This is a genomic window from Acinetobacter sp. YH12063 (genome assembly GCF_013419715.1).
In the GTDB taxonomy this organism is placed as follows: Bacteria; Pseudomonadota; Gammaproteobacteria; order Pseudomonadales; family Moraxellaceae; genus Acinetobacter; species Acinetobacter amyesii.
Genome location: NZ_VOZO01000006.1, coordinates 249,106 through 272,608 on the forward strand (window position 1 = coordinate 249,106; position 23,503 = coordinate 272,608).

23 protein-coding genes and 4 tRNA genes are annotated in these 23,503 nt (G+C 41.9%); 19 read left to right on the plus strand and 8 right to left on the minus strand.

Going from position 1 to position 23,503, the window contains the following annotated elements; all coding sequences use genetic code 11:
• The first annotated feature begins 7 nt into the window (after positions 1-7).
• The 8 genes from rpmJ (at position 8) to FTU12_RS08860 (ending at position 5,679) form a co-directional block, all read left to right on the plus strand.
• The gene (rpmJ, locus tag FTU12_RS08825; protein ID WP_000867907.1) at positions 8-124 is read left to right on the plus strand and encodes a 50S ribosomal protein L36; all 117 of its coding nucleotides are present in this window, start codon (positions 8-10) and stop codon (positions 122-124) included.
• A 107-nt stretch (positions 125-231) separates the two neighbouring features.
• Positions 232-588, plus strand: coding sequence for a 30S ribosomal protein S13 (rpsM, locus tag FTU12_RS08830; protein WP_078189269.1), 357 nt, complete (start codon positions 232-234; stop codon positions 586-588).
• Between the two features lie 19 nt (positions 589-607).
• Positions 608-994, plus strand: a complete 387-nt coding sequence (rpsK, locus tag FTU12_RS08835; RefSeq protein WP_001040166.1) for a 30S ribosomal protein S11 — start codon at positions 608-610, stop codon at positions 992-994.
• 12 nt (positions 995-1,006) lie between these two features.
• The gene (gene rpsD, locus FTU12_RS08840; RefSeq protein ID WP_078192454.1) at positions 1,007-1,633 is read left to right on the plus strand and encodes a 30S ribosomal protein S4; all 627 of its coding nucleotides are present in this window, start codon (positions 1,007-1,009) and stop codon (positions 1,631-1,633) included.
• A gap of 17 nt (positions 1,634-1,650) precedes the next feature.
• Positions 1,651-2,658: a DNA-directed RNA polymerase subunit alpha gene (locus FTU12_RS08845; RefSeq protein ID WP_004650465.1), complete on the plus strand. Its 1,008-nt coding sequence runs from the start codon at positions 1,651-1,653 to the stop codon at positions 2,656-2,658.
• Between the two features lie 18 nt (positions 2,659-2,676).
• Positions 2,677-3,042, plus strand: a complete 366-nt coding sequence (gene rplQ / locus FTU12_RS08850) for a 50S ribosomal protein L17 (protein WP_005012953.1) — start codon at positions 2,677-2,679, stop codon at positions 3,040-3,042.
• Positions 3,043-3,258: 216 nt separating this feature from the next.
• A complete protein-coding gene (locus tag FTU12_RS08855) occupies positions 3,259-4,749 on the plus strand; it encodes an NAD(P)/FAD-dependent oxidoreductase (protein WP_180114189.1) in 1,491 nt (496 codons plus the stop codon).
• Positions 4,750-4,881: 132 nt separating this feature from the next.
• Positions 4,882-5,679 (plus strand): alpha/beta fold hydrolase, encoded by a 798-nt coding sequence (locus tag FTU12_RS08860; protein ID WP_373683914.1) that lies wholly within the window; start codon positions 4,882-4,884, stop codon positions 5,677-5,679.
• Positions 5,680-5,722: 43 nt separating this feature from the next.
• On the opposite strand, the gene FTU12_RS08865 is transcribed toward FTU12_RS08860, so the two are convergent.
• Entirely contained in the window at positions 5,723-6,895 is a 1,173-nt protein-coding gene (locus FTU12_RS08865; RefSeq protein ID WP_180089578.1) for an acyl-CoA dehydrogenase family protein, read from the minus strand.
• A 182-nt stretch (positions 6,896-7,077) separates the two neighbouring features.
• Between FTU12_RS08865 and FTU12_RS08870 the strand changes: the two genes are divergently transcribed.
• The 5 genes from FTU12_RS08870 (at position 7,078) to FTU12_RS08890 (ending at position 12,391) form a co-directional block, all read left to right on the plus strand.
• Positions 7,078-7,335 carry a succinate dehydrogenase assembly factor 2 gene (locus FTU12_RS08870; protein ID WP_078189264.1) on the plus strand — a complete coding sequence of 86 codons (258 nt, stop codon included), beginning with the start codon at positions 7,078-7,080 and terminating at the stop codon, positions 7,333-7,335.
• The gene (locus tag FTU12_RS08875; protein WP_078189263.1) at positions 7,328-7,714 is read left to right on the plus strand and encodes a hypothetical protein; all 387 of its coding nucleotides are present in this window, start codon (positions 7,328-7,330) and stop codon (positions 7,712-7,714) included. Before FTU12_RS08870 ends, FTU12_RS08875 begins: the two co-directional genes overlap by 8 nt.
• 520 nt (positions 7,715-8,234) lie before the next feature.
• On the plus strand, positions 8,235-9,299 hold the full coding sequence (locus FTU12_RS08880; protein ID WP_180021620.1) for a hypothetical protein: 1,065 nt from the start codon (positions 8,235-8,237) through the stop codon (positions 9,297-9,299).
• A gap of 43 nt (positions 9,300-9,342) precedes the next feature.
• Entirely contained in the window at positions 9,343-9,915 is a 573-nt protein-coding gene (gene rrtA / locus FTU12_RS08885) for a rhombosortase (RefSeq protein ID WP_180114190.1), read from the plus strand.
• A 190-nt stretch (positions 9,916-10,105) separates the two neighbouring features.
• Positions 10,106-12,391: a TRAP transporter large permease subunit gene (locus tag FTU12_RS08890; protein ID WP_180114191.1), complete on the plus strand. Its 2,286-nt coding sequence runs from the start codon at positions 10,106-10,108 to the stop codon at positions 12,389-12,391.
• An 87-nt stretch (positions 12,392-12,478) separates the two neighbouring features.
• On the opposite strand, the gene FTU12_RS08895 is transcribed toward FTU12_RS08890, so the two are convergent.
• The 5 genes from FTU12_RS08895 to rnr all read right to left on the minus strand — a co-directional run bounded on the left by FTU12_RS08895 (position 12,479) and on the right by rnr (position 18,743).
• Complete coding sequence (locus tag FTU12_RS08895; protein WP_180114192.1) at positions 12,479-13,354, minus strand: DMT family transporter; 876 nt, start codon at positions 13,352-13,354, stop codon at positions 12,479-12,481.
• A gap of 66 nt (positions 13,355-13,420) precedes the next feature.
• Positions 13,421-13,858 carry a hypothetical protein gene (locus FTU12_RS08900; RefSeq protein ID WP_180010531.1) on the minus strand — a complete coding sequence of 146 codons (438 nt, stop codon included), beginning with the start codon at positions 13,856-13,858 and terminating at the stop codon, positions 13,421-13,423.
• 16 nt (positions 13,859-13,874) lie between these two features.
• Positions 13,875-14,084: a YheV family putative zinc ribbon protein gene (locus tag FTU12_RS08905; protein ID WP_171256675.1), complete on the minus strand. Its 210-nt coding sequence runs from the start codon at positions 14,082-14,084 to the stop codon at positions 13,875-13,877.
• A gap of 40 nt (positions 14,085-14,124) precedes the next feature.
• Positions 14,125-16,164 carry a M3 family metallopeptidase gene (locus tag FTU12_RS08910; protein WP_180114193.1) on the minus strand — a complete coding sequence of 680 codons (2,040 nt, stop codon included), beginning with the start codon at positions 16,162-16,164 and terminating at the stop codon, positions 14,125-14,127.
• Positions 16,165-16,325: 161 nt separating this feature from the next.
• Positions 16,326-18,743, minus strand: a complete 2,418-nt coding sequence (rnr, locus tag FTU12_RS08915; RefSeq protein WP_180114194.1) for a ribonuclease R — start codon at positions 18,741-18,743, stop codon at positions 16,326-16,328.
• A 268-nt stretch (positions 18,744-19,011) separates the two neighbouring features.
• On the opposite strand from rnr, the gene FTU12_RS08920 reads away from it, so the two are divergent.
• The 4 genes from FTU12_RS08920 (at position 19,012) to FTU12_RS08935 (ending at position 19,881) form a co-directional block, all read left to right on the plus strand.
• Positions 19,012-19,101: transfer RNA gene (locus FTU12_RS08920), tRNA-Ser, on the plus strand.
• Positions 19,102-19,116: 15 nt separating this feature from the next.
• A tRNA-Arg gene (locus FTU12_RS08925) sits at positions 19,117-19,193 on the plus strand.
• Between the two features lie 45 nt (positions 19,194-19,238).
• A tRNA-Arg gene (locus FTU12_RS08930) sits at positions 19,239-19,315 on the plus strand.
• Between the two features lie 489 nt (positions 19,316-19,804).
• A tRNA-Arg gene (locus FTU12_RS08935) sits at positions 19,805-19,881 on the plus strand.
• 93 nt (positions 19,882-19,974) lie between these two features.
• Here FTU12_RS08935 and FTU12_RS08940 read toward each other — a convergent pair.
• Positions 19,975-21,258, minus strand: a complete 1,284-nt coding sequence (locus tag FTU12_RS08940) for an SRPBCC family protein (protein ID WP_373684145.1) — start codon at positions 21,256-21,258, stop codon at positions 19,975-19,977.
• A gap of 184 nt (positions 21,259-21,442) precedes the next feature.
• On the opposite strand from FTU12_RS08940, the gene FTU12_RS08945 reads away from it, so the two are divergent.
• Together FTU12_RS08945 and FTU12_RS08950 are read left to right on the plus strand one after the other, a co-directional pair.
• Positions 21,443-21,940, plus strand: a complete 498-nt coding sequence (locus FTU12_RS08945; RefSeq protein WP_180003471.1) for a YcxB family protein — start codon at positions 21,443-21,445, stop codon at positions 21,938-21,940.
• 8 nt (positions 21,941-21,948) lie between these two features.
• Positions 21,949-22,614, plus strand: a complete 666-nt coding sequence (locus tag FTU12_RS08950; protein WP_313044169.1) for a fumarylacetoacetate hydrolase family protein — start codon at positions 21,949-21,951, stop codon at positions 22,612-22,614.
• Positions 22,615-22,666: 52 nt separating this feature from the next.
• Here the strand turns inward: FTU12_RS08950 and FTU12_RS08955 are convergent, their stop codons facing one another.
• Positions 22,667-23,440 carry a tetratricopeptide repeat protein gene (locus FTU12_RS08955; RefSeq protein WP_180114196.1) on the minus strand — a complete coding sequence of 258 codons (774 nt, stop codon included), beginning with the start codon at positions 23,438-23,440 and terminating at the stop codon, positions 22,667-22,669.
• Positions 23,441-23,503 lie beyond the last annotated feature (63 nt).

Genomic DNA, 23,503 nt, shown 5'->3' on the forward strand with positions numbered 1-23,503 from the left:
TTTCATTATGAAAGTTCAAGCTTCTGTAAAGAAAATTTGTGGTAGCTGTAAAGTTATCCGTCGTAATGGGGTTATTCGCGTAATTTGCAGCGCAGAACCTCGTCATAAGCAGCGTCAAGGTTAATCTGATCAAGACCTGTTGATTTCAGTAGGCTAATTAGGTTATTATCCGCCCCTCAAAGATTTTGTCGGGCGGTTGATTATCTTAACTGCCTTTTTGGAGAAAATTGAATGGCTCGTATTGCCGGTGTAAACATTCCGGATAACAAGCATGCTGTTATCTCTCTAACGTACATTTTTGGTATTGGTCGCCACACTGCAAAAGCTATCTTAGCTGCTGCTGGTATTGCACCAACAACTAAAATTCGTGAATTAGATGACGCTCAGCTTGATGCGATTCGTGCAGAAGTTACTAAGGTTCCTACCGAAGGTGATTTACGTCGCGAAATTTCCATGAACATTAAACGTTTAATGGATTTAGGCTGCTACCGCGGTCTTCGTCATCGTCGCAGCTTGCCTGTCCGTGGTCAACGCACCAAAACTAACGCACGTACCCGTAAAGGTCCGCGCAAACCTATTAAGAAATAAGATTTCTGGAAGCTAAAAGATGGCTAAAGATACTCGCACACGCAAGAAGGTCACTCGTACCGTCTCTGAAGGTGTTGCACACATTCACGCTTCTTTTAATAACACCATTGTGACTATTACCGATCGTCAAGGTAATGCACTGGCTTGGGCTACCTCTGGTGGACAAGGCTTCCGTGGATCACGTAAATCAACTCCGTTTGCTGCTCAGGTAGCTGCTGAAGTTGCTGGTAAAGCTGCTTTAGATTACGGTTTGAAAAACTTGGACGTCCTTGTAAAAGGTCCTGGTCCAGGTCGTGAATCTGCGGTTCGTGCTTTAGGTGCAGTGGGTTATAAAATTAACAGCATTACCGATGTGACGCCAATCCCGCACAACGGTTGCCGTCCACCTAAAAAACGTCGCGTGTAAGGAGAAACATTCATGGCTCGTTATATTGGTCCAAAATGCAAACTCTCTCGCCGCGAAGGGACAGACCTGCAATTAAAATCTGGCGTTAAACCATTTGACGTCAAAACAAAAAAAGCTGCTAAAGCACCTGGCCAACATGGTGGCGCTCGTGGCGGCAAACAATCTGAGTACTCACTACAATTACGTGAAAAACAAAAAGTACGTCGTATGTACGGTGTTTTAGAGCGTCAATTTAGTAACTACTACAAAGAAGCTGCTCGTGTTAAAGGCGCAACAGGTGAAAACTTGTTGAAACTTCTTGAAAGCCGTCTAGATAACGTTGTTTATCGCATGGGTTTTGGTTCTACACGTGCAGAAGCTCGTCAGCTTGTATCTCACCGTTCAATCACTTTAAATGGTCGTCGTGTTAATATCGCGTCTATCCAAGTTAAAGCTGGTGACGTTGTTGCAGTTCACGAAGGTGCTAAACAACAATTGCGTATCAAAAACGCAGTTGAGTTAGCGACTCAACGTGGCATTCCATCTTGGATTGAAATTGATCATTCTAAATTGGAAGGTACGTTCAAAGCTGCACCAGATCGCTCTGATTTACCTGCTGAAATCAACGAAAGCTTGATTGTAGAATTGTATTCTAAATAATCCTTGAGGTAGCAATAATGACGCGTACTGCAAATGAGTTTCTAACTCCGCAAGCGATCAAGGTCGAAGCGGCAAGCGGGACCTCGGCAAAAGTTATTCTAGAACCATTAGAGCGTGGCTTTGGTCATACTCTTGGTAATGCTTTACGTCGTATCCTTTTGTCTTCTTTACCTGGCGCAGCCGTGGTTGAAGTAGAGATTGAAGGTGTCGAGCACGAGTACAGTACTTTGGAAGGCTTGCAGCAGGACATCGTCGAGCTCTTGCTGAACCTAAAAGGATTGTCTATTAAGCTGTTCGATCAAAATGAAGCTTATCTGACATTGGAAAAACAAGGTCCTGGCGACGTTACAGCCGCTGACCTTCGTTTACCACACAATGTTGAAGTGGTTAACCCTGAACACTTGATCGGTACTTTAAGTGCTTCTGGCTCATTAAAAATGCGCCTGAAAGTTTCTCAAGGTCGTGGTTATGAGACTTCTGATTCACGCTTCCCTGAAGGCGAAACTCGCCCAGTGGGTCGTTTACAATTAGATGCTTCTTATAGCCCAATCAAACGTGTGTCTTACACAGTGGAAAACGCTCGTGTAGAACAACGTACTGACCTTGATAAATTGATCATTGATCTTGAAACCAACGGTACTGTTGATCCTGAAGAAGCAATCCGCAAAGCGGCAACAATCTTGCAACAACAAATTGCAATTTTTGTTGATCTTCAGAAAGATCAAGCACCAGTTGCTCAAGAACCTCGTGAAGAAGTTGATCCGATTTTGCTTCGTCCAGTAGATGATCTAGAGCTTACTGTTCGTTCTGCTAACTGTTTGAAAGCAGAAAATATTTACTACATTGGCGATCTTGTTCAACGTACTGAAGTTGAGTTGCTTAAAACTCCTAACTTAGGTAAAAAATCGTTGACTGAGATTAAAGATGTTCTGGCATCGAAAGGCTTGCAATTGGGCATGCGTTTAGAGAACTGGCCACCGGCTAGCCTCCGCATGGACGATCGCTTTGCTTATCGTAGCCGTTAATTAAGTAGGACTATCACCATGCGTCATCGTAATAGTGGTGTGAAATTAGGCCGTACAAGCAGTCATCGTAAAGCGATGTTCCAAAACATGGCTAATTCTTTGTTCGAACACGAGTTAATTAAAACTACTGTTCCTAAAGCAAAAGAATTACGTCGTGTTGCTGAGCCTTTAATCACTTTAGCTAAAGTCGATTCTGTAGCAAACCGTCGTTTAGCGTTTGCTCGTACTCGTTCAGCTGCAACTGTTGGTAAATTATTTACCGTTCTTGGCCCTCGTTACAAAGAACGTAACGGCGGTTATCTACGTGTTCTTAAAGCGGGCTTCCGTGCAGGTGATGCTGCACCGATGGCTTACGTTGAGCTAGTAGATCGCGAAGTTAACTAATTTCGTGAAGAGCAGCGTACGTTGTTCTAAAAAAGGTCGGTTTTTAACCGACCTTTTTTAATGCCTGCAGTTTTGTATTGGCTGTATATTGTTAGACAATAATTCAATTTGTCCTTAAAAGATAAAAATAAATCGCCTTTTGCTTAAACTTGACATTGTGCATTGTCAAAAATGTGATTTAATAAATATAAATCTAAGATAGGTTAAAAGAACAACATGGAAAAACAAGTTGATATTCTCATTGTAGGTGCAGGGATCTCTGGTGTAGGTTTGGCTGCTCATCTTTCAAAAAATTGTCCAAATCGTTCATTTGAAATTATTGAACGACGTGAAAGTTTCGGTGGAACATGGGATCTTTTTAAATATCCGGGTATTCGTTCTGATTCGGATATGTCAACTTTTGGCTTCAATTTTAAGCCGTGGAAAAAATCTAGTGTGCTTGCTGATGGGTCTTCGATTAAAGGCTATCTTTCTGAAGTGATTGATGAATATAAGATCAAAGAAAAAATTCATTTTCAGCACCGTGTTGTGAGTGCGAACTACGATTCACAAACTCGTAAATGGTCTGTTGTTATTGAAGATGCGAAGAAGAAACAACAAACCTGGGTTGCAAATTTCGTCTTTGGCTGTACGGGTTATTATAATTATGACCAAGGTTTCCAACCTGAGTTTAAAGGGCAGGAAAACTTTAAAGGTACCTTCATTCATCCACAACATTGGCCTGAAAATTTTAATTATGCAGGCAAAAAAGTTGTGATTATTGGTAGTGGCGCAACAGCAATTACCCTTGTGCCAGCAATGGCAAAAGGCGGTGCAGGGCATGTAACTATGCTACAGCGCTCTCCGACCTATATTGCCTCAGTACCTTCTATTGACATCATTTACGACAAAATGCGTAAAGTATTACCTGAAGATGTTGCTTATAAACTTACCCGTGCACGAAATATCGGTGTCCAACGGGCTGTTTATGCTATTGCACAAAAGCAACCTAAATTACTCCGTAAATTTTTATTAAAATCAATTGAGTTGCAGTTGAAAGGTAAAGTGGATATGAAGCACTTTACCCCAGATTACAATCCTTGGGATCAGCGCCTTTGTGTGGTGCCAGATGGTGATTTGTTTAAAATTTTACGCGAAGGCCGTGCATCTGTTGAAACCGATCAAATTGAAAGTTTTACTGAAAATGGCATTCAATTAAAATCAGGTAAACATCTTGATGCAGATGTAGTAATTTCTGCTACAGGACTCAACATTCAAATTCTAGGCGGGATCAGTGCCACAATCGATGGACAGCCATTAAATACCTCTAAGCATATGTTGTACCGTGGCGTGATGGTCAGTGATGTACCAAATATGGCGATGATTATTGGCTATATTAATGCTTCATGGACATTAAAAGTCGATATTGCTTCTGAATACATCTGTAAATTGATTAACTATATGGATCAAAATGGTTATAACCAAGTGATTCCACAAGGCGATGCGACCGAGTTGTTAGAAGATACCGTAATGGGAAGTTTGACTTCAGGCTATATTGCACGTGCAGCAGATGTGATGCCAAAACAGGGTAAACATGCACCGTGGAAAGTCAGTAACAACTATTTGGCAGATCGTAAAGAATTAAAGCATGCTTCATTTGAAGATGGAGTGCTGAAATTTGAAAAAAAGTCAGATCAAGTGGCGGCTAAACCCAGATTAGTTTCTTAAGTCAGTTATAGAAAAAGGAGCATCATGCTCCTTTTTTTTGCTTTAGATGAGTGACTTTAGGGTTTTATTTGATGCGCTTTATTTGTTGAAAAATATATCATGTTGAAATAAGGAAAAGCACACAGGGTTAATGTGAATATTCAAGAACATTCAGAATTTATAAAATTAAATGCTTATGAGCTATATACCAAAGCTTGGCAGCCTGAAACTACAGATAAAGATGCAACTTTGGCTCCGATTATATTGATGCATGATTCACTAGGCAGTGTTGATTTGTGGCGTGATTTTCCTGCGCAATTGGCTGCTGAGTCTTGCAGAACGGTGATTGCCTATGATCGGTTGGGCTTCGGGAAATCATCAGCGAACCCTGATCCATTAAGTACTGATTTTGTCTATGCCGAAGCACAGCGGAGCTTTAGGGCGCTTCTTCAACATTATTCCATTCAACAGTTTATTGTTATGGGGCATAGTGTCGGCGGGGGAATGGCAGTCGTCATTGCCACTACATACCCTGAACAATGTCGAGCTCTGATCTCCATAGCTGCGCAGTATGAAGTGGAAGAACTGACATTATCGGGTATACGTGAAGCCAAAACAGGTTTTGCGCAGCCGGGACAGCTTGAACGCTTGGCTAAATACCATGGGGATAAAGCCCAATGGGTTTTGGATGCTTGGACTGAAACTTGGCTCTCACCGAGTTTTCGTCAATGGAACCTCGAGCAATATGTTGGAAAAGTACAGTGTCCAAGCTTGATCATCCATGGAGAACTGGATGAATACGGGACGACAGCACAAGCTCAGAAACTTTTTTCGGGTATACAAGGTGATGCTGAGCTAGAGATTTTGGAAGGGCTTCATCACATGCCGCACAAAGAGCAACCCGCATTGGTCGCTGCACTCATCTGTGATTTTGTGAATGATTTAAGTTGATATCGAAAGAATATAAAAGCCCATCCGATGATGGGCTTTGTTGTTATAAAGAGCGGGAAATCAGCTCTTTCATAATTTCATTGGTACCGGCATAGATACGGTTGGCACGGTTGTCGATATAAGCCCGTGCAATTGGATATTCAAGCATATAGCCATAGCCGCCATGCAACTGCAGACATTCATCCACGACTTTGGAGAACATTTCTGAAATTTTGTATTTAGCAGCTGCGGCTGCGTCAATACCGAGCTGTTCCTCAAGTTGCAGCTCCATACATCGGTCTAGATAAGTTCGACAAAAATCGATTTCAGTGCGTAGCTCTGCCAATTTAAAACGGGTGTTTTGGAAACTAGATACGGTCTTGCCAAATGCCTTACGCTCTTTGGTGTATTGAACAGTGTGCGCAAAGGCTGCTTCTGCACCGGCTTGGCAAATAATCGCGACCAACATACGTTCCCAAGCCAATTCCTTCATCAGCATCATAAAGCCCATACCTTGCATGCCAAGTAAGTTGCTTTTAGGGACGCGGACATTGTCAAAGAACAGTTCACAGGTATCCTGACCTTTCATGCCAATTTTATTTAAAGGTTTGCCTTTGCTAAAACCGACGCGATCTGCCTCGACGATAATTAGCGATAAATTAGCTGAACCTTTTTCACTATTACCTGTCTTGCAGACCACAATTGCCATGTCACATAAATAGCCATTGGTGATAAAGATTTTTGACCCATTAATAATATAGTCATCGCCATCTTCTGTAGCGGTTGTGCGTACCGCTTGTAGGTCTGAACCTGTGCCCGGTTCGGTCATTGCAATGGCAGTCACGGTTTCGCCAGAAGCCATTTTCGGCAGCCAATGCAGCTTTTGTTCTTCATTGCCAAAGTTATGAATATAATTGGCCACAATGTCGGAATGCAGTGAAAAGCCAGTAGAGGAGTCCATAGCATAGGCCTGCTCTTCAATCAGAATCATGCTATAGAGTCGGTCTACACCATAGCCACCGTAAGCTTCGGGCATGGTCGGGCAAAGTAAGCCCATGGCACCGGCTTTATTCCATAAGTCACGGTCAACGTGTTGCTGATTTTCGTATTTTTCGATATTAGGTATGACTTCTTTTTCATAAAATTTTCGTACTGTTTCACGAAATGCATCATGTTCTGCATTAAATAATTGACGTGGCAGCATGTTGTTGAGTGGGCGAATCGCTCCAGATTGCATTTTGAATATCCTATTCATTTTTATGGCTTTGTCTTCAACTTATAAGATGCAGCGTGTGACTGCAATGTGCAGAACATTCAAAAGCAAGAATTGCGATGAAGCATTCGATCAATCTTTGAAAACACTCCACTTCAATGGGGTGGATGAGTTACACTAGACGGGTTCAACGATTGGGGAAGACAATGACTGATGAAATCAGCTTAGAAGAGCGTAAAGTGATCTACCGCGCACGTCGTGGTTTAAAAGAGATTGATGTTTATTTTGATCCCTACGTCAAAAATTACTATTTACAAGCCGATGCAGCTGAAAAAGACATGTTTGCAGAACTCGTTGCTGCAGAAGATCCAGATTTGTTGGATTGGTTTATGGAAGTTAGTGAACCGCCACGTCCTGAATTAAAAACGTTTATTCAAAAATTAAAACATTACGTTCATGGATAATCGGCAATTCAAACTGAAACGCAGTTTTTTATCGCATGCGTTTCAGTTTTTTATTTTTGCGGTATTGATGACGCTGCTTTATCAGTTACTAACACCCATGCTTTGGGGGATATTTTTCCTCATCGGGCTAGTGGTTTATGTTCTGTTTTTCCGTAAGCATTTACACGTCACCAGTCTAGATTATTTGGATGGAACTGATTGGTCTTTGCAACGACTGAACCGCCCGGTGCAACGCGTTCAAATTAGCCATATTTTGGATCATCAAATGTATATCGTGGTGTATTTTATGCATGCGCGTGCAAAACCGGTGATTATTTGGCGCGATCAATTGTCATTGAAACAGTGGAAATCACTCAAAGTATTGGCCAAAATGATCTAATTGTTAGACAGCCTGTATTTTTAAAATTCTATAAAATGAAAATATTTCATTATCTTATATTGCAGGTAAAATAATCTTGTCTGACAGGATTGAATTTTATTGGCAAAATATTTAAATTGTCTGACAATTTTAAGCTGTGCGGTGATTCTCTGCCTATATATTAGCCTTACCAACAGCCGTTAAAGGAAATCATCATGATGATGCCAACTTGGATGTTTCTGGTAATAGCGATTGTGTTAGCAATTGTTATAGGACGACTAGGAACAGTGCTGAAGGAACAGTTAACTCAAAAATAAGCAGTCAAACGCTTTCACAGTTAATAAGTAGCATGTGCCGAACCGTCGCTATGCTACTTTTTTTTTGCCTAAAATTTAGTCTTTCTAAAAAATCAGTCAATTGCATTCAGCGTGATTCATGGCACAGTGTGTCGTTCAAATTAGAGCAAATACTCTTTTATTCATTTTTTGCTTCTGATATGTTTGTCGTGATGGACATAAACACAATTATAGAGGACAGGAAAATGTCGAGCGTCCAAAAAATATGCCAGGGTGTGGCAGTTGTAGCAATAACAAGTACATTATTCGCGGGTTGTTCACAGGTTGTAAAAACCGGTGCTAATGTTGCACTCGGATTTACCGAAAAACATATTGTGCCACCAATTTTAGCCATGGAAGATGCTGAAATGGTGTGTAATTCAGGTAATTCATTAACCCCAGCCATTATGGCCACCAAAGATATGGGCGCAGACCCAACACGTGTGGCTGTGTTGATGTATTCAGCAGCAGGGATTTGTGCAGAACAAAAAGCCTTGGATGCAGAGTTACGCTATTTACGTGCATCTAAAGCTAACCAAGTATCCGAAGCACAGGATGCTCGTGTTGAGCAAAAGCGTTGGGCGGCACTTGCTGCACAGCGTCAATATACCGGCTATCAATTATTTCAAGATCGTTTTGAAAAGAAGTATAAGAAAAGTCTAGGTGAAGGCTGTCCAAAAATGAACAGCGACATTGACCAAACAGTGTATATGTTGGGGATGTTGAGTGGCTTACAGGCCATGACCAATGATATTAACTCGGGTGGGGCGGTAAACGTTCCTAAAGACATTGCTGCGATTGTTGAACGCGGTATGGTGTGTCTGAATAATGAAAAATTTTGGGGTGCACCAAATGCAACCCGCGCTGTGATCTGGACCTTATTGCCAGGCGCTGGAGATGGAAAACCTGATCCATACCAAACATTGAAACAATCTACGCAAATTGGTGAGCAAAAGGGTGTGAGACTGTCACATGCTTTATATGCGGTTGCTGCACAAGCCAGTGGCGATGATGCGAAAATCCGTGATGCCTTACGTACCTTTGCACAAGCGCGTAGCGATGAGAAACCTGTTAATCCACAATTTAAGCTCATCGATAGCATGGCTGAAACCATGGTGAAAGGGATTTCAGATCGTTATTGGACTGAACATACAGGCGTTCGTACGGCTGATGATGGTATGGAACATTTCTGGGATGAAAGTGCCAATAGTTCTGAACTCGATGATTTGTTTAGTGGTGATATTGAAACCAGTGGCACAGCTGCAAATTAATCTTTGCAATAGCGTTTAAAAGTGAGGTACAGGAGGAGCGAAAATGAAACTACAATTTTTAATACCGAAAATTGTCTTTCTTGCCGTATTCGTTTCGATCTGTGCCTCGCTACAGGTATTTAAAGATTATTTTATCTACTGGCAAGATGACTTATTTCATGACTTTTGGCGCTTATGGACCGCACATTGGGTTCACGTCGGTTGGATTCATTTTGTTTTAAATATGTTGGCCTTTATTTGCTTACCGTTTATTTTCCCACGAGTTTCGACATGGCATTTTGTTGCCATTTTATTGATTTTATCTCCTTTAATCAGTCTAAGTTTCTATTTTTTCTTACCCGATATTGAAGCCTATGCAGGATTATCTGGTGTCTTACATGGTGCCTATGTCGCGGTCGCTTGTGTGCATTTGATGTATCGACGGGAGCGAAATTTTGCAGCCTTTGTATTGTTGCTGATTTTGGCAAAATTGGTGTGGGAAAATACCGTGGGTAATATGGGAACGGCTGAATTAATTGGAAGCCCCGTTTTAGTCGAAGCACATTTATTGGGGGTGATTTGGGGCATTATCATCGCCTTGTTCTATCTTGTCGGCAATTATTTCTGGGATCGTTAGCGCACTTTAGGTGATTGGGTTGACAAAAAAAACCGAAAAGAAAATACATATTGTCATTTTAATGTTTTGAGTATTGATGCAAATTTAAACGTAATAATAAAACAGTTAGGTCAGGGAAAGGAACTTCTCGAACCGATAAGGAAGAGGATGCTTAGTCTAGCTAGGCTCCAAAATAAAAATAGGAAGACTCATGCAAAATGATGCACAAAACAGATCCAGCATCGTTGGTCTGTTAAGGTATGTCTGGACAGAATGGATTTCGACTCTAGTCGTGTTGATCTTGCTTCTGCTTACATTAATTATCGGTACAGGGGAGATGATCCATGGGCAGTTGCTCCGTATGGGAGAGCGACTGTATGGTGACCCTGCAACAGGTATGCAGTACTCTTTTTTAAGGGCTGAGCCTGCCAAGCCTGAATGTGACCGTAACCCAAATGTCGATGCGTTGGTGAAAACTCAAATGCAAGCCAATGCAGCAGATGAGTTTGCTGATTTTTTTGGTACGGCATCTGAAAATGACGTTCGTTCGTCTATTTTAGCGGGTGTGCAGCAGTGTGAAGAAAAGTATCAATTTTATGATAAAGCCATGCAACATATGGAGCAGCATCCGAGTATTCGCGCCTATCGTAATTTTGAAACAAGCTTCTTCGGTATCTTTAAATTTGGTACTGAAAATCGCGCCATTTTGTTGATTTTTATGGTGGTTATAGCTGCGATTAGTGCGACATTGAAAATTCATCATATTGGTCTACGCGGTCCTGCAACCAAGAAGGATTATCGTGTTTATAGCCTGATGATGAGCTTCGGTAATGGACTGTTAACCTACTCAAGTATCAGCCAATTCAATTCAGTGAAAAATTCGGGAGTTCCAATGACCACCGAAACTGAACTGATTTATTGGATGTGGATGACGCTGTTCTCAATCCTGACATTGATCAGTGTTTTGCAATTGTTTAGTCCGCCAAAAGATGCCAAAGAGGGCGGTAGTCTTAGTTTCGCGTTCCTAAGCGTGCCTTTATATGCGTATATGGCGTTGATTACAGGTATCGCCTTTATCTTCTTTATGGACTACCCGATGGGGCAAGGCATCTATTTAGGGCAATTGGTCGAGTTTTCAAGTATTTTCCTGAATCTAGCGTTATTCATTTGGGCGGGTATGTTGTTGAAGCAAACCCGTGTCGTAGATTTATTCTTGAATATTTTACGCCCATGGAACTTAGCTCCTGAGACTTTAACATGGCTGATTTTAATCGCAGCAGCATTGCCTACAGCCTATACTGGAGCATCGGGGATCTTTGTCATTGCGGCAGGCGCGATTATTTATAAGGAAGTGTGGAACGCTGGCGGACGCCGTCAATTTGCCTTGGCTGCAACAGCAATGTCCGGTTCGCTTGGGGTGGTTTTACGTCCATGCTTATTGATTGTGGTTGTTGCATCGCTAAATAAAGAAGTGACCACGGATCTGCTTTATCAATATGGTATTTATACGTTCTTGCTGACATCTACGATGTTTTTAATTGTGTCGTTATTTTTTGCAGAACATAAGTTCCGTATTGCTCAAGCCAATGTGGCAGCGCCGCAGTCAGGACGTGCCTTCTTAGCCGTTATTCCTTATATTGTGATTTTCGTGCTGATCTGGATGTTCTATAAATATTTATTGAATACAGATTTAAATGAATTTACTGCACCAGTCATGATGCCTGTTATTCTGCTGATGATCGTTTTAGTGGATAAATTACGTCATCAGCCAGCACCATTGTCAGCAGTTGGGCATTGGGATGAAACACTAACAGCAAATTATAGTGCGAATGCTGAACCTGCTTTAGCCGGCGCACAGGTTGCACATGCAGAATACCGTGAAGGATTACATGGTAATAGCACAGATGATGGGCAGGCTGCGAATCATACAGTGGCTCAATCCAGCTCTATGCAGATTCTACGTCAAGTTGGTTTTTGGAAGTCGATGCATATTTCGACCAGTGAAACCGTTGGACATATCGGTGCTTTGGTTATTTTGATGGCGCTTTCGGTAAGCGTTGGTGGATTGCTAGAGCGTACTGAAGTCATGAGTTTATTCCCAACTGATATCAGCAGTACTTTTTTGGTTATCACATTGATTGTCGGATTGATGGTCTTTGTGGGTATGATTATGGATCCGTTTGGCGCAGTCATTTTAATTTCTGCAACTATTGCTCCTGTAGCCTATCAATACGGTATTCATCCTGTGCATTTTTGGATGATTACACTCATTGGTTTTGAGCTAGGTTATGTTACGCCTCCAGTTGCATTGAACCACCTCTTGGCCCGACAGTCGATAGGGGATGCTGAAGTCAATGAAGCGGATGCTGAAGTTCGTCACTTGTCGTTTTATTACCGTTATGAACGTTGGATTTTGCCGCTGATTGTGCTGTTCCCTGCAATGTTGATTATTGCGTATCTGCCGTATTTCTTTAAGCTGTTTGGTTGGTATCAATAAATTAATTTTGAAGCATTAAAAAAGCACCTTCGGGTGCTTTTTTATTGAATAAGGGGCTGTGCATTTGATGGTAAATGGTTTGAATCTTTATGACTTTTTAAACTTATTTTGTAGGATTGGACTACATAGCAAAATCGCTAAAAATATAAAAGCAAAACCGAATAGGCTGTAAATATCTGGCAATTCTTGCCACAGTGCAAAGCCCCAAATACCCGCAAAAATAATCGTGATATAGTTCACGGGGCCAATTTGACCTGCGGGTGCGAGCTTATAGGCATTGGACATAAAAATTTGACTGATATTGGCCAAAAGTCCCGCTGTAATCAGAAAAGCTAACTCTTTTAAACTATAGGGACGCCAGAGCCAAAACATTGGGATCATGGAAATCAGTGTGCCAAAAAAGCAGAAATAAAACACAATGCGTTCAGGCGGTTCTGTTGCTGTAAGCGCACGGACAGTGACAAATGCCATGGCTGCCAAGAAGCTTGCGCTCAGTCCGATGAGTGATAACTGATTGAACATTCCTGCATCGGGCTTTGCGACGAAGAGCACGCCGATTAAACCAATGACTGCGGCAATGAGCATACTCAGGGTCATTTTTTCTTTTAAAAATAACCATGCAATTAAGGGGATAAAGATCGGTGAGGAATAGGTGAAGACCATGGCATTGGAGAGTTTTAAGTGTGCAATGGCATAAAAAAAGCCATACATTGCCACCAAGCCTACGATTGAACGCCATGTATGCATCCACAGTTTTTCAGTTCTAAAAAATGTGCTCCCTTTTTGCAGGATCAAAGGGAGAAAGATCAATAAGCCAACCGCATTTCGAAAAAATACGATGGTGGCATTATCTACTGTGTGGGATGCGTAGCGTATACAAACCCCCATAATGGAAAAAAGCAGCGCTGATAGCATGAGAAAGCCAATTGCTTTGGGGATATTTTGTGGTGTAGTAGTGGACATAACAAAAAGGCTAGAAAATCTGATGATATTCTAGCCTATAAGTACGCATGGTGTAGCAGAAGTCGGTTATTTTGCTTGTTGTGCTAACTGTGCTTCGAGTAATTTAATTTGTTCTTCTTTCAGTTTAATCAGCTCATCTGCATCTGAATGTTGCTGTTTTAAGCTTTGCTCCTGATCATTCAATTGTTGTTGAATGTCATCTAATTTGGCAATTTCCTCTTTGGCTAAAGAGGCATTTTCAGGCACAGCTGCATCTAAAATGTCTTCTTCGACCAATTTAATGGTTTCAGTCTCTGCGGTAGGGACTGATGCTTCAGTCTCAGATTGGACAGGGGTTGCAACAGGCGGTTTAGCCGGTGCAGCGACCAGTTCTTCTTGAAGTGCAGATTTATCTGCTGTACTGCTGCTTAACCATTGATATGCAAAAAAGATAGCAATCAATAACGTTAAGCCCCCAATGATTCCAACTAACAATTTTGGATTATGTCTTTGATCTTCTGTCATTGCTTGACCTTAATTTTTATTTAGGCTGACGTGGCTTAAATTGGATCACACCGATATCGTCTGGCACGGCAGGTTGTTCAGGTTGATCGACATGAGTCGGTCGATTTTCACTGTAACCACAATCAATGCATTCGATCCATTCGTCTTCGCCAGAGGTCAGCATGACAACCCGGTCCATCGCTTGGCATTTTGGACATTTTGCACCTGCAATGAAGCGTCGTTTAATGGTCATCATACTTACCTTGAATCTAACTAAGGTCCCTAGTTTAAGCGTTTTTAGATGCGTTCGTCCAACCTTGATGACGCAGCAAAGCATCTATTTTTGGCTCGCGTCCGCGGAAATTGATAAATGCGTCAAGTGCCGTATCTTTTCCGCCAACTGCTAGAATAAATTGTCTAAACGACTTGCCAGTCGAAGTATTAAAAATTCCTTCATTTTCGAATCGGTCGAAGGCATCACTTGCCAAAACCTCTGCCCATTTGTATGAATAATAACCAGCAGCGTAACCACCTGCAAAGATATGACTGAAACCATGTTGGAAACGGTTGTACGAAGTAGTGGGTGCAACTGCATATTTTTGACGAATATCATCTAAGGTTTGTTGGATGCCTGCAGCGTCCAAAGCAGGGTTGGCTTTATGGATATTTAAGTCAAACATGGCAAATTCAATTTGACGTAAAGTTTGCATCCCAGACTGGAAGAAACGTGCATCTTGCAGTGCTTTTAGCAGATCGGCTGGTAAAGTTTGTTTTGATTCGATATGTTCACTGAGTAAATCTAAACTTTCTTGATCCCAAGTCCAAAATTCCATGAATTGACTTGGTAGCTCTACTGCATCCCACGCCACGCCATGGGTACCAGCCACAGCAATATTATCGACTTCAGTGAGCATGTGATGTAAGCCATGACCAAATTCGTGGAACAACGTCGTTACTTCATCATGAGTGAGTAAAGCAGCTTGCTCACCGACAGGTGGGGTAAAGTTGCAGACCATGTAGCAAATTGGTTTTTGCAGACCATTTTCAGTTTGCATGCGTGAACGGAAGCCGCTCATCCATGCGCCGCCACGTTTACCGCTTCGTGCATACAGGTCAAAGTAAAAACCGCCAATCACGCTGCCTTGATCTTCAAGTTCAAAATAACGTGCATCAGGATGCCAAACAGGCGCTTCACGCTCGATTACATTGATGCCATAGAGACGATTTACAATGCTGAACAAGCCTTGAATAATTTTAGGTGCAGGGAAATAGGGCTTCAGGTCTTCTTGTGACAAATTAAACTGTTGAACTTTGAGTTTTTCTGAATAGAAAGTGGCATCCCACGGTTGTAACTCAGTGATACCGTCTTGCGCTGCAATGGCTTTCAGTTCAGCGATTTCTTTCTCTGCTGGTGCACGCGCATGTTCTGCCAGTTCAATCAGGAACTGATCTACAGTTGCTACATCGGGTGCCATTTTGCTTGCCAAGGACAATTCGGCGTAGTTGTTAAAACCAAGCAGGCTTGCCATTTCCTGACGTAGCTTCAAGATTTCTTCCATGACTGCTGTATTGTCAAATTCAGCAGAGTCTGCCTGATCAGAAGCACGTGTGGTATAGGCTTTATAGAGCGCTTCACGCACTTCGCGGTCTTCTGCATAGGTCATAATGGCAATATAAGACGGGAAGTCGAGTGTGGCTACAGCCTGTTCGAGTTCGCGTTGCTGACCATATTGTTTCAGAAGTTCAATACTGCCTTGAGGTAGTCCTTTGAGCTGCGCTTCAGTTAAAGGTTTGAAGTAGGCTTGGGTGGCATCCAATACGTGATTGGAAAAGTCTGATGATAACTGTGAAAGTCGTGCAGATATTTCTGCATAGCGTTTTTTCGGTTCACCTTCTAAGGCTACGCCTGAAAGTTTAAAATCTCGTAACGCAAGTTTAATTGCGCTTTGCTGTGCCGCAGGAAGGGTGTCAAATACACTGTTGTCATGCACATGCTGATAGGTTTGATACAACGCTGTGTGTTGACCTAGCTGCGTATAGTACTCACTCAGGCCGGGTAATAAAGATTGGTAAAGTTCACGAGTTTCAGCATTATTCATCACGGCATTTAGGTGCGAGAGCACACCCCATGCTTCACTCATATTGTTTTCAAGATCATCGACCTGTTCTAAAGTATTCAGTTGTTTTTGTACCGAATCTGGAACAACCGTCAGTTCATTTAGAAATTGTTGACCGTGTTGAATCGCATTTTGAATTTTTTCTTTGAGTTGATCTAAGGTAATTTGATCAAATTGAGGAACGGGCAAAGTTGCCTTTTCTAAAGTCATATTTTCTACTTCATATAAATCCTGAGTTATTTATAGATGTAGGGTTTGTTGCGGGTTAAATCAAGACTAAATCAGGAATTATTCATCTTCTGCAGAGGGCGCGAAGTCTTCACTGATCTTAAGAATCAAAAAGAGCGCCGAAGCGCTCTTTTCTTTCAACCTTAATCCGCAGCTGATTTAGCATTGGATTTTTTCTTTTTCGGTTTAGATTTTTTCTTCACTTTATCTTTAGCCTTCGCTTCAGATTTGCTTGCAGATTTTTTAGCAGGCTTTTTACCGAATGAACTGGGCTTAGATTTCGATTTTTTGCGTCGTATGGGCTGTTCTCCATCTTCAGCAACGTTGGTTTTACGCTCTGAAAAGACTTCTTCTTTGGCTGTGGGTTTTGCAACACGAGGGGCACGCGCGCGAATAGCACGGCCTGCATGGCTCAATTGTTGAATCAATTCAAAGTCGATTTTGCGCTCTTCTAGATTTACACCAGCAACTTTAATTTTCACTTCATCGCCGAGACTGAAAACTTGACCGCGAGATTGACCAATTAAGCTCTGACTCGGTTGGTCATAGACGAAGAAGTCATCACCCAATTGGCTGACGTGGATCATGCCATCAACATATAAGTCTTTGAGCGTTACAAACAGGCCAAATTCAGCAGTTGCACTGATGGTACCGACAAACTCTTCACCCAAATGTTGCTGCATGTAATGGCACTTCAACCATGTAGTAACAGAACGTGATGCTTCATCTGCACGGCGCTCAGTCGCAGAGAAGTGTTCACCAGCATCATCCAGCGAAGCGCCAGAAATTGGGTAAGGTTTTTTCTTTAATTGTGCTTTGATGGCACGGTGAAGTAACAAGTCTGGATAACGACGGATTGGAGATGTGAAATGCGTATACGCTTCATAAGCCAAGCCAAAGTGACCTGCATTGTTCGCGCCATAATAAGCTTGCATCATTGAACGGAGTAAAACGGCATGAATGCTTGGAGCATCAATACGGTCTTTGGTGGCATCAATCACGGCTTGATAGTCAGCTTGAGTCGGCTGTTCAGGGAATGGCAGGCCCAATAACTTCACAAAATCACGAACCTTTTGAATACGTGAGAATTCAGGTGGTTCATGCACACGGTACAGCATAGGAATTTCATTTTTTAATGCATATTCTGCCGCTGCGACGTTTGCCAGCAACATACATTCTTCAATCAGTTTGTGTGCATCATTACGGCTACGCGGTAGGATTTCGTTAATACCGCCTAGCTCATCAAAGGTCATATAAGTTTCAACGGTTTCAAATTCCATCGCGTGGCGTTCAGCACGTAAGCCTTTCAACACTTGATACAATTGGAATAAGGTATTGACCGATTTACGTACATCACGGTCTTCAGGAATGGCTTGACTATTACCCTCAAAATATTCGGCCACTTGAGTATAGGTCAAACGAGCTTTGGAATGCATCACACCCGGATAGAATTCAAACTTAGTAACACGACCCGCGCGAGATAAGTTTAAATCACAGACCATACATAAACGGTCTACGTGTGGGTTCAAAGAACATAAACCATTCGACAGCGCCTCAGGCAACATCGGCAATACAAAATGAGGGAAGTACACCGATGTACCGCGCTCTTGAGCTTCGTCATCGAGCGGTTTACCCGGACGTACATAATGGCTGACATCGGCAATTGCCACCACAACACGATAACCACCACCCGGACGTTTTTCCGCATACACGGCATCATCGAAGTCGCGGGCATCTTCACCATCAATGGTGACAAGCGCTAAATCACGTAAGTCGACACGATCTTCACGATCTTGTTCTGATGGCTCTTTAAAGCTGTTGGCTTCTTGTTGTACCGCTTCAGGGAATTCGTAAGGTAAACCAAATTCTAAAATGGTTTGTGGAATAATAATTTCAGTGTCTGCTTTATCTGCCATCGACTGAACAATATGACCTGTCGCAAATTCTTCTTTGGTTGGGTAGCTGTCAATCGCAATACGCACAGAGTCGCCGAGTTTGACTTTGGCATGCTCGATTAATTCTTTTTCTAAAGTAATCGGTTGGTGTGCATTAGGATTTGCCGGCTGAATAAAATATTCACCTTCATATTCAGACACTTTACCAATAATTTCTTTGACACGATGCTGTAGAACTTCAGTAATAAAGCCCCATGCCTTGCCTTTACGGTCTACCGATGTTTGGCGGACTTTAACACGGTCACCATTAAACACCTGACGTAACTCACGTTCAGGAAGTAAAAGGTCATCTTCACCGCTAATATTGGCTGTGCCTAAACCTTTTGAGTTGATATAAACCGTTGCTTCATGAGTCGGTTGCTCAGCTGCAAGCTGGAACTTAAATCCATCTTTCATCAACTGACCATCTCGAACCATCGCAATCAGACGATGACTCAGTGCATCAATACTTTTTTGATCGGCAATTTCAAAATGTTCTACAAGATCGGCATGCGACATTGCAGTTTTCAGTTGTTCAATCGTCTCTTGAATCAGAGTACGGCTTGGAATTGGATTGTCATAACGTTCGGCTTCAGCTTTTGCTTCAGGGTCGACCCAGTTTTTCATATGTATTTGGCTTCAAATCAGAAGATTAGGATTAGCATAAGTCATGCAAGCAGATACTGCACGCAATTGATTGCAATAAAGTGTTTTATGCCGATATTTTATAATGTTTAAAGCTGAAGAGTAGGGGACAGCAGTGTGTGCTGAACTAATTTTGCACTAATTTTTTGAAAATCGTTTAAAAAATATCTAATTGAGTAAAAAAATGAAAAAAATATAACGACTGTGCTTGCAGTCGTATCATGATCTTTGTATTATGGCGGCACGTTACGGTGAGATGGGTGAGTGGCTGAAACCACATCCCTGCTAAGGATGCATACGGGCAACTGTATCGAGGGTTCGAATCCCTCTCTCACCGCCACGATTTACTTATGTCGCGCTCATAGCTCAGCTGGATAGAGCACTTGGCTACGAACTAAGGGGTCGGGAGTTCGAATCTCTCTGAGCGCACCAATAAGTAAATCTGAAAACGTAGTCTTTTAAGACGACACAAGTTACGCGCTCATAGCTCAGCTGGATAGAGCACTTGGCTACGAACTAAGGGGTCGGGAGTTCGAATCTCTCTGAGCGCACCAACTTGAACAAATTACCGCACATGTTGCGGTTTTTTTGTGCTTGTGATTTATCGCTTTGATATAGCTGTCTTTTGTCTTTTGTCTTTTGTCTTTTGTCTTTTGTCTTTTGCTTGGATTGTATAAAGCGTTCTTTTTCATAAGACGACCCATCAGTAAATTTGATTTTGCTTTCTTCCATAGATAACCTTTTTTTTCAGATGTTCATGGTGATGCAATTTTTTAAATCTAAGGCAAGGAAAAGTTGACTCATTTAAAGCCGTGATTCAATGATGGCGATATACTTGTTATCTATCTTGAGCATTTATAAGTGAGTACAGCTAACTTTAGATTCCAAACTTGTGATGCAAAAGCCCTTTAAAAAGTAAATTTGGATGATTTTTAGCGTGTTTAAAGGGTAATTGTTTATTTGATGTGCGTTTGGTTAAATTTATATGAAAAAGCTCTTAACAAAAAATAAAAATCACGTATAATGAGCCTCATCAAGACGTCGCGCTCATAGCTCAGCTGGATAGAGCACTTGGCTACGAACTAAGGGGTCGGGAGTTCGAATCTCTCTGAGCGCACCAACTTGATCAAGATTGAAAAACCGCACATGTTGCGGTTTTTTTTGTGTCTGAAATATAGCTAAAAACAATAAATTCAGTTCATCAATCAAGGTTCTAACTTAGCTTTTGTTTAACTTTGAGTGCAAAGACCGTATTTCCGCCTAAAGCCGGTAACATGTCGTGATACGGCATACTGCGCATAGCACGAAGTAAAAACGGTGCTTTGTCATCAATCTTCACCGCACTGGTCAATTGTAATAACGACCCTTGTTGTAAGGGGCGAATATGCATTGCACCTCGGACAAACTTTAAGTCCCCACCTGTTGCGGTATATTGATTTTGCAGTAAGTCGGGATAGTTAAAACGCATCTTAAAATCAAAGGGAATATTGATCACACCTAAACCCACCGAAATTTTATAGTCGGCATCCATCAGGTGCGGATTAATTTTCTGCACTTGCATATGTTTAACTTGTCTTGGAAATAAGTGCTTGAACGAAGACACATTAATCCAGCGCTGTAAGCTCGAAGGCTCTTGTGCATAATATTGAAAACTGGTGCTAAAGCGCATCAATTCATAATTTTGCCCAAAGGGAACGCGCTGCGCTGTCACAATAAAGGACACAGGTTCTTTTGAGCTTTGACTTAATTGGGTGACTTTGTCGAGTTGAGAGGCATTTAATTTGAGTTCAGGTAATTGATTTGCAGCGAGAGTTTCGCTGCTAAAGGCTTTAAATCGGCGCTGTAATGATTCGAGTAAAAAACCATTGGTTCCCGCAGGAATCCCTAATTTGGCATCGGGTAAGGCATTTAATATTTTGCTAAACAAAAAACCTTTGGGCTGATTTAAATCGCCCCATTGGGTCACACTAATCAAGGTGTGTTGTGCATCTATCTCAAACCATTCAATTTTCCCTGCACCAAAGGGCACCGGTGCTTGTAGAACCAAACTATTAATACTGTTGTGATCAATTTGGTGCTGTATCACCACGGTTTCTTTAAAGTTTAAAACCGGAATTGGTGTCGGGATATGGATGCGATATTCAACTTGGCTGGTTGAACCTTGTTGTTGCAAAACCTCAGCAGATTTTAGCGTGGGAAATAAGCCTGCATAGTTTGGATAATTACTGAGTAATCTCGCCACATTTTTGCTGTTGGTTGGGACAACCACGGCGGCACTCTGAAATTTACCAACGACTTTTTGGCCTGCTTTCATCGAGGGTAGACTAATTTGCTGTGAAGGATGTGCGAAAATCACGATGTGATCACCGGCAAGATTTGCCAAGGCTTTGGCATTGCCATTAAACAAGTCCAAACTACTAGGGATCTGGGGTTGCCATTGAACGAATTTGGCCCAACTGGTCGATATGCTCAGTCCAGTCAGAAACACCAGCATCATGATTATTTTTGTTATCTGCATGTCACATCCTGCGTATGCAATCTTTTATTTGTTGCTGTTTTTAACGTATTTCTAGGTGTAAGGGAAGTAGTCAAGTGTTACAACCGACCATTAAAAAGCATGAAGCAAGTTTGAATTGTGGTGTAGTATTTAGCGCAATTCATTTTTAAATATTCATACGCTTATGTCTGAAAATCTACCTGCATTATCGCTGCGCTATTTTTTAAATCTAGAAGAATCACAGGATGGTTTTGCACTAGCTACTTTTGGTAAAAAGCAATTTACGCGTTTTTTAACGCCAGCCATTAGCCTTGGGATTATCATCTGGGGTTTTTACTTGGGTGTAGATGGCGTCGGTGCATACTATGTTGGTCTGGGTGCTTTCTTTTTACTCCTTCAAGGCATCATGCGTTATTGGTTTTTACCGATGATGTTTAAACGCCAGTTTGTAAAATACCAATTAGGCAAAAGTGAACAAGGTATTGATTTATTTCAAGACTATGCAGAAATTCATGCCAATGGTCGTAAGAATGTCTTTCATTATGCTGAAGTGACAAATTTTGCTGAAGGCAAATTGACTTATATGCTTGAGCTGAAAAATAAAACCGTGATTATTGTGCCGAAAAGTGCATTTAAAGATACTGCGGACCAAGCGATTTTTAGCAATACTTTTCAGCACTAAGACAATCTATTCATAACAAAAGAGGGAGTAGTATGCAGTCACGTCCATCTAAAATTGTTTGCGTCGGTCGTAGTTATGCAGATCATGCCAAAGAATTAGGCAATGCAATTCCTGACCGTCCTGTGCTTTTTATGAAGCCGCCAAGTGCATTAACCGCATTAGAGCAAGGCATCTCATGGAATCCTGCATGGGGCAGTTGCCACTATGAATGCGAATTAAGTTTACGTATTGATCGTCCTTTATCGGCTGAAACTGATCCACGCAAAGCCTTAGAAGCAGTCGGAGCTGTGACTTTGGGGCTAGACCTGACCTTGCGTGATCTACAAGATGACTTAAAGAAAAAAGGTCAGCCGTGGGAACGTGCCAAAGCTTATGATGGTTCTTGCATCCTTGCAGATTGGGTCGATGTTCAAGAGGTGGTTCAAGATTGGAAAGATGTGCATTACACCTTGCATGTCAATGATGAGCTGCGTCAGAACGGTGATACTGCATTGCTGATTTTTGATGTGGGTACATTACTGGCCGATATTAGCCAAGTATTTAGTCTTGAAGCTGGTGATGTGGTCATGACGGGTACGCCTGCGGGTGTCGCGGCACTACAGTCAGGTGAGCAGTTGAAAATGACCCTGAAAGGCAAAAATCAGGATTTTGTTTGGACAACTTTTGTCAAATAATCTGTGAAAAAAATACAAAAAAGGCTGCTTAATGCAGCCTTTTTTGATTGATCTATTCGGTACTGCTTGATGGCGGTGGCTCATTCGGTTGTAAAGGACCAGTATCTTTCCATGCTTCATAGGTCTCGGCCATATGCTGTGAGTCGGTGTCTCCCAATGCACCTGCTTTGGCATACCATTGTCGCGCTTTTTCACCATCTCGAATATCATAATGATAATAATGTGCCATTTTCATCGCCGCGTCAGCATCTTGCCCTTGTTCTGCGGCATAGCTTAAATATTCAGCTGCTTTGTCGGGTGTAGACGAAGGATGTTCAGAAAAATAATGTTGATTTCCCAAGACTTTGATCGCTTCGACATTCTTTTGTTTGGCAGCTTTTTCATACCAAATTTGCGCTTGGTGCTTATCTTGAATTAAGCCTTTTCCCGTGTCGTACATCCAACCAATGGTATATTCAGCAGCAGGATCATGAGTCTTTTTTGCAAGGTCTAGCACCCAGTGTGCAAGGAAAATATTGCCATCTTGCTGCATCTTTCGAATCACTTGATCTGCATGCGGGTTTCCTTGGTAGGCTTGAGTCATCAACCATGCGAATGCGTCCGTAGTGCCTTGATCCGCAGCAGCTTTGTACCAATGTACACTTTGTTCGATATTTTGTTCTGTGCCCGTTCCACTGAGGTATAAATCACCCACTTTCATTTGTGCAGTCGCATCGCCCGTTTGAGCGGTTTTGAGTGCAGAATTAAATTCACGCTGTTCTTTGGAACTACAAGCCGTTAAAAATACGGCAGATAAACACAGCGCTAAAATGGTTTTTTTATTCATTCGAAATGGAGTCTTTATCATTCTTCGTGGATTTTTTGATCTTAACGGATTGTTGAATCACTT

What these genes read in the sequence shown, in the direction of transcription:
- rpmJ (WP_000867907.1), top strand. Translation starts at nt 8, where the DNA reads ATGAAAGTTCAAGCTTCTGTAAAGAAAATTTGTGGTAGCTGTAAAGTT.
- rpsM (WP_078189269.1), top strand. Translation starts at nt 232, where the DNA reads ATGGCTCGTATTGCCGGTGTAAACATTCCGGATAACAAGCATGCTGTT.
- rpsK (WP_001040166.1), top strand. Translation starts at nt 608, where the DNA reads ATGGCTAAAGATACTCGCACACGCAAGAAGGTCACTCGTACCGTCTCT.
- rpsD (WP_078192454.1), top strand. Translation starts at nt 1,007, where the DNA reads ATGGCTCGTTATATTGGTCCAAAATGCAAACTCTCTCGCCGCGAAGGG.
- FTU12_RS08845 (WP_004650465.1), top strand. Translation starts at nt 1,651, where the DNA reads ATGACGCGTACTGCAAATGAGTTTCTAACTCCGCAAGCGATCAAGGTC.
- rplQ (WP_005012953.1), top strand. Translation starts at nt 2,677, where the DNA reads ATGCGTCATCGTAATAGTGGTGTGAAATTAGGCCGTACAAGCAGTCAT.
- FTU12_RS08855 (WP_180114189.1), top strand. Translation starts at nt 3,259, where the DNA reads ATGGAAAAACAAGTTGATATTCTCATTGTAGGTGCAGGGATCTCTGGT.
- FTU12_RS08865 (WP_180089578.1), bottom strand. Translation starts at nt 6,895, where the DNA reads ATGCAATCTGGAGCGATTCGCCCACTCAACAACATGCTGCCACGTCAA.
- FTU12_RS08870 (WP_078189264.1), top strand. Translation starts at nt 7,078, where the DNA reads ATGACTGATGAAATCAGCTTAGAAGAGCGTAAAGTGATCTACCGCGCA.
- FTU12_RS08875 (WP_078189263.1), top strand. Translation starts at nt 7,328, where the DNA reads ATGGATAATCGGCAATTCAAACTGAAACGCAGTTTTTTATCGCATGCG.
- FTU12_RS08880 (WP_180021620.1), top strand. Translation starts at nt 8,235, where the DNA reads ATGTCGAGCGTCCAAAAAATATGCCAGGGTGTGGCAGTTGTAGCAATA.
- rrtA (WP_180114190.1), top strand. Translation starts at nt 9,343, where the DNA reads ATGAAACTACAATTTTTAATACCGAAAATTGTCTTTCTTGCCGTATTC.
- FTU12_RS08890 (WP_180114191.1), top strand. Translation starts at nt 10,106, where the DNA reads ATGCAAAATGATGCACAAAACAGATCCAGCATCGTTGGTCTGTTAAGG.
- FTU12_RS08895 (WP_180114192.1), bottom strand. Translation starts at nt 13,354, where the DNA reads ATGTCCACTACTACACCACAAAATATCCCCAAAGCAATTGGCTTTCTC.
- FTU12_RS08900 (WP_180010531.1), bottom strand. Translation starts at nt 13,858, where the DNA reads ATGACAGAAGATCAAAGACATAATCCAAAATTGTTAGTTGGAATCATT.
- FTU12_RS08910 (WP_180114193.1), bottom strand. Translation starts at nt 16,164, where the DNA reads ATGACTTTAGAAAAGGCAACTTTGCCCGTTCCTCAATTTGATCAAATT.
- rnr (WP_180114194.1), bottom strand. Translation starts at nt 18,743, where the DNA reads ATGAAAAACTGGGTCGACCCTGAAGCAAAAGCTGAAGCCGAACGTTAT.
- FTU12_RS08940 (WP_373684145.1), bottom strand. Translation starts at nt 21,258, where the DNA reads ATGATGCTGGTGTTTCTGACTGGACTGAGCATATCGACCAGTTGGGCC.
- FTU12_RS08945 (WP_180003471.1), top strand. Translation starts at nt 21,443, where the DNA reads ATGTCTGAAAATCTACCTGCATTATCGCTGCGCTATTTTTTAAATCTA.
- FTU12_RS08955 (WP_180114196.1), bottom strand. Translation starts at nt 23,440, where the DNA reads ATGAATAAAAAAACCATTTTAGCGCTGTGTTTATCTGCCGTATTTTTA.